The 10,339-nt window shown below is 39.9% G+C and carries 8 protein-coding genes, 1 pseudogene and 1 other annotated feature; of the genes and pseudogenes, 2 read left to right on the top strand and 7 right to left on the bottom strand.

What is annotated here, in order from left to right:
• Positions 1 to 325: 325 nt before the first annotated feature.
• Complete coding sequence (leuS, locus tag DES38_RS11580) at positions 326 to 2,746, bottom strand: leucine--tRNA ligase (RefSeq protein WP_110252256.1); 2,421 nt, start codon at positions 2,744 to 2,746, stop codon at positions 326 to 328.
• A 78-nt stretch (positions 2,747 to 2,824) separates the two neighbouring features.
• Positions 2,825 to 3,037: a binding site (T-box leader), on the bottom strand.
• 144 nt (positions 3,038 to 3,181) lie between these two features.
• Between leuS and mnmL the strand changes: the two genes are divergently transcribed.
• On the top strand, positions 3,182 to 4,144 hold the full coding sequence (mnmL, locus tag DES38_RS11575; protein WP_110252255.1) for a tRNA modification radical SAM protein MnmL/YtqA: 963 nt from the start codon (positions 3,182 to 3,184) through the stop codon (positions 4,142 to 4,144).
• On the top strand, positions 4,138 to 4,719 hold the full coding sequence (gene mnmM / locus DES38_RS11570) for a tRNA 5-(aminomethyl)-2-thiouridylate-methyltransferase MnmM (protein WP_110252254.1): 582 nt from the start codon (positions 4,138 to 4,140) through the stop codon (positions 4,717 to 4,719). The genes mnmL and mnmM overlap by 7 nt, the downstream gene beginning before the upstream one ends.
• 69 nt (positions 4,720 to 4,788) lie before the next feature.
• On the opposite strand, the gene metK is transcribed toward mnmM, so the two are convergent.
• The 6 genes and pseudogenes from metK to DES38_RS11540 form a co-directional block, all read right to left on the bottom strand.
• A complete protein-coding gene (gene metK, locus DES38_RS11565) occupies positions 4,789 to 5,988 on the bottom strand; it encodes a methionine adenosyltransferase (RefSeq protein ID WP_110252253.1) in 1,200 nt (399 codons plus the stop codon).
• 407 nt (positions 5,989 to 6,395) lie between these two features.
• Positions 6,396 to 6,845: pseudogene (locus tag DES38_RS11560) on the bottom strand (RNA-guided endonuclease InsQ/TnpB family protein); the annotation flags it as partial.
• A gap of 32 nt (positions 6,846 to 6,877) precedes the next feature.
• Complete coding sequence (gene ytkD, locus DES38_RS11555) at positions 6,878 to 7,360, bottom strand: RNA deprotection pyrophosphohydrolase (RefSeq protein WP_110252252.1); 483 nt, start codon at positions 7,358 to 7,360, stop codon at positions 6,878 to 6,880.
• A gap of 33 nt (positions 7,361 to 7,393) precedes the next feature.
• On the bottom strand, positions 7,394 to 7,960 hold the full coding sequence (locus DES38_RS11550; protein WP_110252251.1) for a hypothetical protein: 567 nt from the start codon (positions 7,958 to 7,960) through the stop codon (positions 7,394 to 7,396).
• Between the two features lie 73 nt (positions 7,961 to 8,033).
• Positions 8,034 to 9,266 (bottom strand): DNA polymerase IV, encoded by a 1,233-nt coding sequence (locus DES38_RS11545; RefSeq protein ID WP_110252250.1) that lies wholly within the window; start codon positions 9,264 to 9,266, stop codon positions 8,034 to 8,036.
• Positions 9,267 to 9,318: 52 nt separating this feature from the next.
• Positions 9,319 to 10,050: a response regulator transcription factor gene (locus DES38_RS11540; protein WP_110252249.1), complete on the bottom strand. Its 732-nt coding sequence runs from the start codon at positions 10,048 to 10,050 to the stop codon at positions 9,319 to 9,321.
• Between the last annotated feature and the right edge of the window lie 289 nt (positions 10,051 to 10,339).

Raw genomic sequence — 10,339 nt, 5'->3', positions numbered from 1 at the left:
CAATATAATTGAAAGAGTCATAATAACTCTGGTTAAAGCACTAGCTTTACTTACTTGTTTTTCTTAACATACTGTGTGTTTTGTTCAGTTTTCAAAGATCAATTGTTTGTCCTGTCCGTTTCAGACAGTAAATACATACTACCATACATCAACAATTCTTGTCAACATGAAATATTCAAAATCTTCTTTCAATTACTTCATTCGACTGTTGTGTTTCAGCAGCAAGAATTATTGTAACTTACATCAAAAAAGAAGTCAATAACTTTTTTACTTCTATATATTAAAAAGCGACGATGTAATTCTGACTACATCGCCGCTCACTAAATTAATTAGCTACAATATTCACTAACTTACCTGGCACAACAATAACTTTACGTACGGTTTTGCCTTCAATCTTATCTTTAATTTGATCATGTTCAAGTGCTAATTTTTCTATGTCTTCTTTCGTAGCCTGTTTATCAACCATCATTTTCGCTCGATTTTTACCTAAAATTTGAATCACAATTTCCACTTCATCTTCAACAAGTTTGGCTTCGTCATACTTCGGCCAAGCTTCGTAACTAACTGTACCTTCATGACTTAATTTTTCCCACAATTCTTCCGCAAGGTGAGGTGCAATTGGTGATAGAAGTTTCACAAATCCTTCGACATATGTTCGTTTAATTTGATCTGCTTTGTAAGCATCATTAATAAAGACCATTAGTTGCGAAATACCTGTATTAAATTTTAAGTCTTCAAAGTTCTCAGTCACACGTTTGACCGTTTCATGATAAACCTTCTCTAATACATCATTCGCTACATCAGCTTTAACTTTTTCACTAAGTGTATTTGTCTCATCATTAATGAGTAAACGCCATACGCGGTCTAAAAATCTACGTGCCCCATCTAGTCCACCTTCAGACCAAGCAATTGATGCATCCAAAGGTCCCATAAACATTTCATATAGACGAAGGGTATCGGCACCATGGCTTTCAATAATTTCATCTGGATTTACTACGTTACCTTTTGACTTACTCATTTTCTCATTATTTTCACCTAAGATCATTCCCTGGTTAAATAATTTCTTGAACGGTTCTTTCGTTGGTACAACACCAATGTCATATAAAAATTTATGCCAGAATCGCGCATACAGTAAATGCAGTACCGCATGTTCAGCTCCACCAATATAAACATCGACTGGTAACCATGCTTCCAGTGCATTTCTATCAGCTAACTGCTCAGTATTGTCTGGGTCAATAAACCGCAGAAAGTACCAGCAACTTCCTGCCCATTGCGGCATCGTATTGGTCTCGCGGCGGCCTTTCATACCTGTCTTCTCGTCTATGACATTCACCCAGTCATCAATGTTCGCAAGCGGTGATTCACCTGTGCCAGACGGTTTAATTTCAGTTGTTTTCGGCAACACCAATGGTAAATCTGCTTCATCGACTCCTGACATTGTTCCATCTTCCCAATGAATAATTGGAATCGGTTCTCCCCAGTATCTTTGACGACTAAATAACCAATCACGTAAACGATACGTTATCTTCGCTTCTCCCTTATCATGTTCAATTAACCAGTCAATCGCTTGGGTTATCGCTTCATCTTTACTCAAGCCATCTAAAAAACCAGAATTGATATGCTTTCCATCCCCGGTAAAGGCTTCTTCCTCTACATTACCTCCGTCTAGTACCGGGATGATATCCAAGTTAAATTTAGTTGCAAATTCGTAATCACGTTGATCATGAGCAGGCACAGCCATAATTGCTCCAGAACCATAGCTCATTAAGACATAATCAGCAACCCAAATCGGAACTTTATTTCCGTTAATCGGATTAACTGCATAGGCACCCGTAAAAACGCCTGTCTTATCTTTTTGTAAATCTGTCCGTTCCAAGTCGCTTTTTGATTTTATTTGATCGATGTAACGATTCACTTTATCCTTGTTTGCATCGGTCACAACTTTTTGAACCAATGGATGTTCCGGTGCTAGCACTGTATAAGTTGCACCAAACAAAGTATCTGGGCGTGTTGTGAAAACTTTAAATGTCTCTTCATAGCCATCAATACCAAAAATAACATCCGCCCCTTCAGAGCGACCTATCCAGTTCCGCTGCATATCTTTGATACTTTCTGGCCAATCAAGTTCTTCTAAATCATCAAGTAATCGATCAGCATATGCAGTAATTTTAAGCATCCACTGTTTCATCGGTTTGCGTTCAACCGGATGGCCGCCGCGTTCACTTAAACCATCAATTACTTCTTCGTTGGCTAAGACAGTCCCTAGTGCAGGGCACCAGTTTACAGCTACCTCATCAACGTAGGCTAAGCCTTTGTTATACAGTTGCAAGAAGATCCACTGTGTCCATTTATAGTAATTCGGATCTGTTGTAGATATTTCTCGGTCCCAATCATAAGAAAAACCAAGTTCTTGAATTTGACGCCTAAAAGTATCGATATTCTTTTTAGTAAACACAGCAGGATCATTGCCTGTATCTAAAGCATATTGTTCAGCCGGTAAACCGAATGCGTCCCACCCCATTGGATGCAACACTTCATAACCTTGCATTCTTTTCATACGTGACAGGATATCTGTCGCTGTATAACCCTCAGGGTGACCCACGTGCAGACCTGCTCCTGACGGATAAGGAAACATATCTAAAGCGTAAAACTTCTCTTTCTTCGCATCTGTATCTGTCTTAAATGTTTTGTTTGATAGCCAATAATTGCGCCATTTCGTTTCTATCAGTTTGTGATCAAATGACATGATCGTTCCTCCTCGTCTAATTATGTAACCCAACCTTTAGAACGTACGTTCTAAAACTATAAAAAGCCCCCATCCCAACACTGGGACGAGAGCTGCTCCCGCGGTACCACCCAAGATTAACGCACACTGTGCGTTCACTTTGTTTCTTTAACGCAGAAAAACGTCAGCTACTCCTGCTTTCATAGCTAAAACTAAAAGGTGAGTTCGGTACGAAACACGATTAACTTCCACCAAACGTTAACTCTCTATAGCAATGTTTAATACCTACTATTCCTTTTAAACTGTTGTTGGTCATATTTACTCGTATTTTAAGTAAACCCCGTTCGTTTGTCAAGCAATTGTTCGACAAATTGGTGAACTGACTGTCCAACCTATTTGCACTTGTGATAGAATGACCAAAGTACAATAATTTATAGAAACGAAGGAGCGTTAATTTTGAATAATCCTTTTCCATATTCATTTGATCAAAAAAGGTATCACTCTTGGAATTATCACTTAAAAAATCAATTTGGTGAAAAAATATTTAAAGTAGCTTTAGATGGTGGGTTTGATTGCCCAAATCGTGACGGCACTGTCGCTCACGGAGGTTGTACTTTTTGTTCATCTGCCGGCTCAGGTGACTTTGCTGGGGACCGCGTGGATGATCTCGAAACACAGTTTAACGAAGTAAAAGATCGGATGCACAAAAAATGGCCTCACGCTAAATATATGGGTTATTTTCAAGCCTATACAAACACACATGCTCCTGTTGAAGAACTACGCGAAAAGTTTGAGCTGATTCTACAACAAGAAAACGTCATTGGCTTATCGATTGGTACACGTCCCGATTGCCTCCCCGACGACGTTGTCGAATATTTAGCGGAACTAAATAAACGTACTTATCTATGGGTAGAGTTAGGCTTACAAACCATGCATCAATCAACCTCTGACTTAGTTAACCGCGCTCATGATATGGATTGTTATATCGAAGGCGTCAATAAATTACGTAAGCATAACATTAACGTTTGTACCCATATCATTAACGGACTTCCTGGTGAAGATCATCAGATGATGTTAGATACCGCGAAAGCGGTCAGTGAAATGGATGTGCAAGGGATTAAGATTCATATGATGCACCTGCTTAAAGGAACGCCTATGGTCAAACAATATGAAAAAGGTTTATTAACATTCATGACACGCGATCAATACATTCAGCTTGTCGTTGACCAACTCGAACTTCTCCCTAAAGAAATGATCATCCATCGCATTACCGGAGATGGCCCCCCAGAACTATTGATTGGTCCGATGTGGAGCATGAGCAAATGGGAAGTGCTCAATGCAATTGATGCCGAACTCGTAAAACGAGACAGTTATCAAGGCAAGTTTTATCAAAAATATCCTGCGGTCCTACCATGTTAAAACGCGTCATCCCATATGCTCACACATTGCTAAAAGAACTGGTACAAGTGGGCGATACTGTTATTGATGCGACATGCGGGAATGGCCATGACACGTTAGTATTGTCTGAATGCGTTGCTGAAACCGGGACCGTTTATGGCTTTGATATTCAAGCTCAAGCTTTGGAGGAAACAAGAAGGCGCCTAACAGTGCATAATCAACCAGAACGCCTATTGATTCAGGATAGTCACGCTAATTTACTGGACCATTTAAAAGTACAGGATTACCATAATATCACAGCAGCAATTTTCAATCTTGGTTATCTCCCTGGCGGTGATAAGTCAATCATTACCACACCTCAATCAACGCTCGACGCGGTCCAGGTTATCCTAGAGCACTTGAAAAAAGGTGGCTTACTTATTTTAGTCATCTATCACGGGCACGAAGGTGGATCTGACGAACGCGATCAACTTTTAACTTATGTTCAATCACTTGAACAAAAAGATTATGACGTTCTTCAGTATGGATTTGTTAATCAAAAAAACAATCCCCCCTTTATCATTGCTATCGAAAAGAAGCGCATGCTCATTTATTGAGTGTTGCGCTTCTTTGTGTATATCAAAAAGCCACTTACACCTTTGGTGTAAGTGGCTTGACGCTTTTTATTACGCTTTAACATAGTCCTTAATTGCTGCTGCTTTATCTGTACGTTCCCAAGGGAAGTTCACATCTGTCCGACCGAAGTGACCATAAGCTGCTGTTTTTTTGAAAATCGGTTGACGTAACTGCAACATATTAATGATACCCGCTGGACGTAAATCAAATAAATTGCGTACCGCTTCAACTAATTTGTCTTCTGATACTTTTCCAGTACCAAAAGTATCGACCGCCACAGATACCGGTGACGCAACCCCAATTGCATAAGCAAGTTGCACTTCGCAACGATCCGCTAAACCTGAAGCAACAATATTTTTCGCTACATAACGAGCAGCATACGATGCAGAACGATCAACTTTTGTTGCATCTTTCCCACTAAATGCTCCACCACCATGACGAGCATAGCCTCCATAAGTATCCACAATAATTTTACGACCGGTAAGTCCTGCATCACCCTGCGGACCACCAATCACGAAACGACCTGAGGGATTAATAAAATATTTTGTGTTCTCGTCTAATAACTCTTTGGGTACGACTGGATAAATAACATGTTCTTTAATATCTTTTTGAATTTGCTCAAGTTCAACTTCTGGATGGTGTTGCGTAGAAATAACAATTGTGTCAACACGAACCGGATGATCATTCTCATCATATTCCACCGTTACTTGGGTTTTACCATCTGGACGTAAGTAATCAATCGTGTGATCTTTTCGGACTTCACTTAATCGTTTCGCTAATTTATGCGAAAGCGAGATCGGTAATGGCATTAATTCTGGCGTTTCGTTATTCGCATAACCAAACATCAACCCTTGATCACCTGCACCAATCGCTTCGATATCTTCATCATCCATCTTACCTTCTCTTGCTTCTAATGCTTGATCAACACCACCAGCTATATCGGGTGATTGCTCATCAATTGCCGTTAATACTGCACATGTTTCAAAATCAAACCCGTATTTTGCTCGCGTGTAGCCTATTTCTTTGATGGTTTGGCGAACAATTTTCGGAATATCCACATAAGTTGATGTTGTGATTTCTCCACTTACTAATACTAGCCCGGTTGTTACAGTTGTTTCGCAAGCAACTCTGGCAAGTGGGTCTTTCGCCAAAATTGCATCTAAAATTGCATCTGAAATTTGGTCACTGATTTTATCTGGATGTCCTTCAGTAACAGATTCTGAAGTAAATAAACGACGATTTAGTGTCATAACTAAACCTCTCCCTTCCTTGACAACCTTTTTGGTGTCAACTTCCTAATATAATATTATAGCGCTTTTACCTAGCCAACTTTACCTTAACGGAACAGATAAAGAATTGGCTATTAACCGCTTCTTTTATAGTGTTCGTTTATAAGTTGCTCTACAAAGCAAAAAAATCCGCTTCGTTTCGAATCGCGTACGAATGTTATCGTATCTAAACCGCTCTTGAATGTCAATATATGCGTGCGTCTTTTTTACCTTTTATTCCGTTCTATTTGTGAACTACCCACCACTTACCACCTTCACGGGTTGCTTGAAGTGGGGGGTTCTTGGGTAATCGCCACTTTTACTAGCTAACGAAATGGACCAAGCTAACCCTCTTGTTCCAAGCGTTTATATTTCTGTTTAGGTAATGCCTAATAAGCGAATGCCTTCTTTTTGATGTTGAGTGCCGCATTGATATCTCTACCAAGCGTTAGCCCACACAGACAATCATACGTTCGAATAGTCATAGGCATTGGTTGCGTACGCCCGCAGCCTGAACAAGTTTTAGAAGAAGGAAACCACTTGTCAATTTTGACAAGTTTCTTCCCTTGTTCATTTAGTTTGTCATGCAAGAAAGCAGTGAACATTCCCCACCCATTATCTGAAACGCTTTTGCCAAACTTCAAAGCTTGTGACAGTCCTTTCATATCCAAATCCTCGATGATAACGGCATCATAGGTCGTTACGATTTCTTTTGATTTATGGTGAAGAAAATTCTTGCGCTGATTGGCGATTTTCTCTTGAACTTTGGCAACTCGAACACGCTGTTTGTTCCAATTCGAAGAACCTTTCTTCTTTCGTGAAAGGTTGCGCTGTTCCTGAGTTAAAAACGACAAAAAAGTATGCCCCGTTTCTAGGACATACCCTCATCCAGCAGCTGGTCTATTTTTTTAATTGCTAATTGGATGATATCATCTTTCATAATAAAACTATACGCCGCATCTGTTTTAATCTGTCGAGGTAGGTCCTTCACACAAGCAGGACCAAGCGTTTCCATGTAATCGTCCTGCTCAATTAATTGATTAACTTCTGCGTAATAAATATTCTTTATGATTTGATCATTCTTCCCATTCACATAATATTGGCCAATGTAATGTAATGTCGCGACGACACCACCTGTTTCTTCTAACACTTCTCTTACTGCTGCATCAGAGGCACCCTCTCCTCGTTCCACTTTACCACCAGGGAATTCTAAGCCTCTTGTTTTGTGTTGGGTCAATAACCACGCATTTTGATACCGTGTTAAAACAAGGACGTGTTTCGGTGATTCCGAAAAAGGATGATCAGAAAAGGAGAGTGTTACAGTGTTGTTATAATAATCTTTAAATATCTCCATAATAACCTCATTTCCCTTTTTAAAATCATTGTATCACGAATGATCAATAGCAACGATCATCCAGCCTTGTCCTTCAACCCATTCAAACACTAATTCAATTTGATATACACCATACAATTCTAAGTGGCTGTTTTCTTGCGTCACGCTCACTTTATGGCGGTTAATCTCTTTAAGTCGATAAGGTTGATCTTTTTCAAACCACGGCGGTAGTTCTGTCGGTAACACATAAACGCCAGTTTTTTCTTCCGTAAAATAAAAATCGAGATAGGGTTTAACAACTGCTCGTGTTGCCACATCTTCATAAATTGCATACAATTCATCAATTGAATTTATTGTTTCTAAACGATACGTATCATCAATTGGTTGTATTAATCCGTCAATAAAGGCATCGGTCTTTTCAAAGAGAATTGTCTCGTTAAAGGAAGGAGAGGTTTCTTCAAATGTGATTGATGCCCCCTTAAAGTTCACGTTGACCCTTTCTGTCGGTTGACTACGTACAGGTAAAACCGTTTGTTCTGATGTTCCTTCTATACTTGCGAGATATACGCCCCCAATAATCAACGCAAACCCTGTCATCACAAGTGGGATCACATGCTTCATTACCTCCACCTCCTTCTTAAACTATCTAATATACCTTTCCACATATTCGTCCCGACTAAACCCATTATGATCATCATTTTGTATGTCCACCAATTTTCTTGGCTCGATTATGCGCTTGTCCTGCTCCCGTTAACGAGCTCGCCCGAATAATACTTGTTGGACCAAAAGTTTCTTTCACCCGGTCAATCACAGCAGCTAATTGTTCTTGTTCAACTGGATCATCAAAAAATGATAGTTGGCGCATCTCTTTCTTTTCAAGCTGTCCTAGTGATATACCGACAGAGCGGACCGGTACGCCCGTCCAATGCGCATCAAACAATGCACATGCCGTATCATAGATAACATCATGCAATTGCGTCGGCGCTGCCAACTTACGCTGTCTGTGAAAACCTTCGTTCACATCAAAACGATGCCCTCGTAGCGATAGACTAACGACTTCACCTAAATAGCCCTGCTTTCTCACACGCCTAGCCACTTCTTCCGCAAGTTCGCTTAGAACGACCTTGATATCTTCAGCTGTTAGATAATCGTACGGTAATGTCATCGCGTGGCCAATCGTTTTTTGCGTCCGATGCGTTTGATTACTTACCGGGCTCGTATCAATGCCATTCGCAAACCGCCACAGCACTTCTCCGTTGATTCCCCACCGCTTTTTTAAAAATTTCACTGGGTAATTCGCTAAATTACCAATTGTATGCAATCCCATCATAACAAAATGTTTACGCATCCGTGCTCCAACCCCAAATAGGTGATCAATTGAAAGCGGCCATAAATCCGCTGCAATGTTCTCCAGTTTCAGTTCGAATACACCCGTAGGTCTTTTTTTCGCAAAATGATCACAGGCCATTTTTGCTAAGACTTTATTTTCACCAATACCTATGCGCGACTCAATCCCAAGTGTTTCTAAAATCTCATCATGAATCTGTTTTGCCATTTCTTCTTTCGTACCAAACAAATGCAAACTATGTGTAACATCAACAAATTGTTCATCAATAGAATACACTTCAACCATGTCTGAAAAACGCTCTAAGATACGGGTGATTTGATAAGACAGTTGAATATAGAGCGCCATATTAGGTTTGACAACAACCATATCTGGACACTTTGCCTCCGCTTGCCAAATTGCTTCGGCCGTTTTAACTCCTTGTTTTTTCGCTAATGGACAAGCTGCTAAAATGATACCGCTTCGCAACTTCGGGTCGCCCGCTACGACGACAGGTCGATGTTTCAATCGAGGATTCTTCACTTTTTCAACCGAAGCATAAAACGACTGCATATCAACTAAAAAAATAATCCGCTTCACCAAGACTCACCTTCTTTTGTTCGTACCTTTATCATATACGAACAAACGTTCTTTTTCAAGAACGTTTCACATGTGTCCGATAAGCCATTTCAAAATCTGTGAAAAGATACCCCTTTCCACGTATGGTTTGAATCACCTCGTACTTCTCTGCTTCCGGCTCAATTTTGTGTCTTAAGCGACTAACAAACACATCGATGATGCGCGCGTCTATCGTCGCTGAATCACTCGATAAGGCATCAACTAGCGTGTCGCGCGAAATCACTTCACCCTTATGCTTTAGTAAATAATGAATTAACTCAAACTCTTTCTTCGTCAATTCGATTACTTGATGATCCTTGTAGAATAGAAATTGATCAGGGATCAAGGTATAGCTACCATTTTCAATCATGTCATCTGGCACAGAACGTTGGACAACTAGCTTTTCTATCATTCGTCGTCTGACAACTTTCATCCGACTGATCATTTCCTTAAATCGATAAGGTTTGACTAAATAATCATCAGCACCAAGTTCAAGTGTTAGCGTACACGTCAGTTCAGAATCATCTTCAGAAACTACAATAATGACAGCCTGATAACCAACTTCTCGCAAGCGGTGACATAGTTCTAATCCATCACAATTCGCCTCTAGATCAATCACAACTAAGATCGGATCAACCATCGTAACGAGCGATAACGTTTCGCTTTCAGTCGCCGCTTCCCAGCTCACATACCCATCCTCATAACAGTCTTGTTTCAACTGACCAATAAACGGTGGGCTATCACTTACTATTAAAATCGTTTCATTCATGCCCTTCACCTCTATTCTTAACAGTCTCTCTATTTATCCTAAGTATACGTCGGAGATGTTAAGCATGAATGAATCGTACGTAAAATTTTTGTAAAGTCAAAAAACTTTCTCATAACGTGCACCTTCACGCTACAGAAAAAATTCCATATGGCGATGAATTAAACATAAAAAAAGCAAGATGACTAAAATGAATCGGTTGTACAATAAATAGCGTTGGTGAGTCAAAAACTCACTAGCGTTATTTTTCTTTTTATAATAGAAAACAAGTGAGTTTCCCTGTAGAATAAAA

Origin of the sequence: Streptohalobacillus salinus (assembly GCF_003201605.1) — a bacterium.
Lineage (GTDB): Bacteria > Bacillota > Bacilli > Bacillales > Amphibacillaceae > Streptohalobacillus > Streptohalobacillus salinus.
Note: the sequence above shows the minus strand (reverse complement) of the source record. Positions and strands in the feature narration are given on the sequence as shown.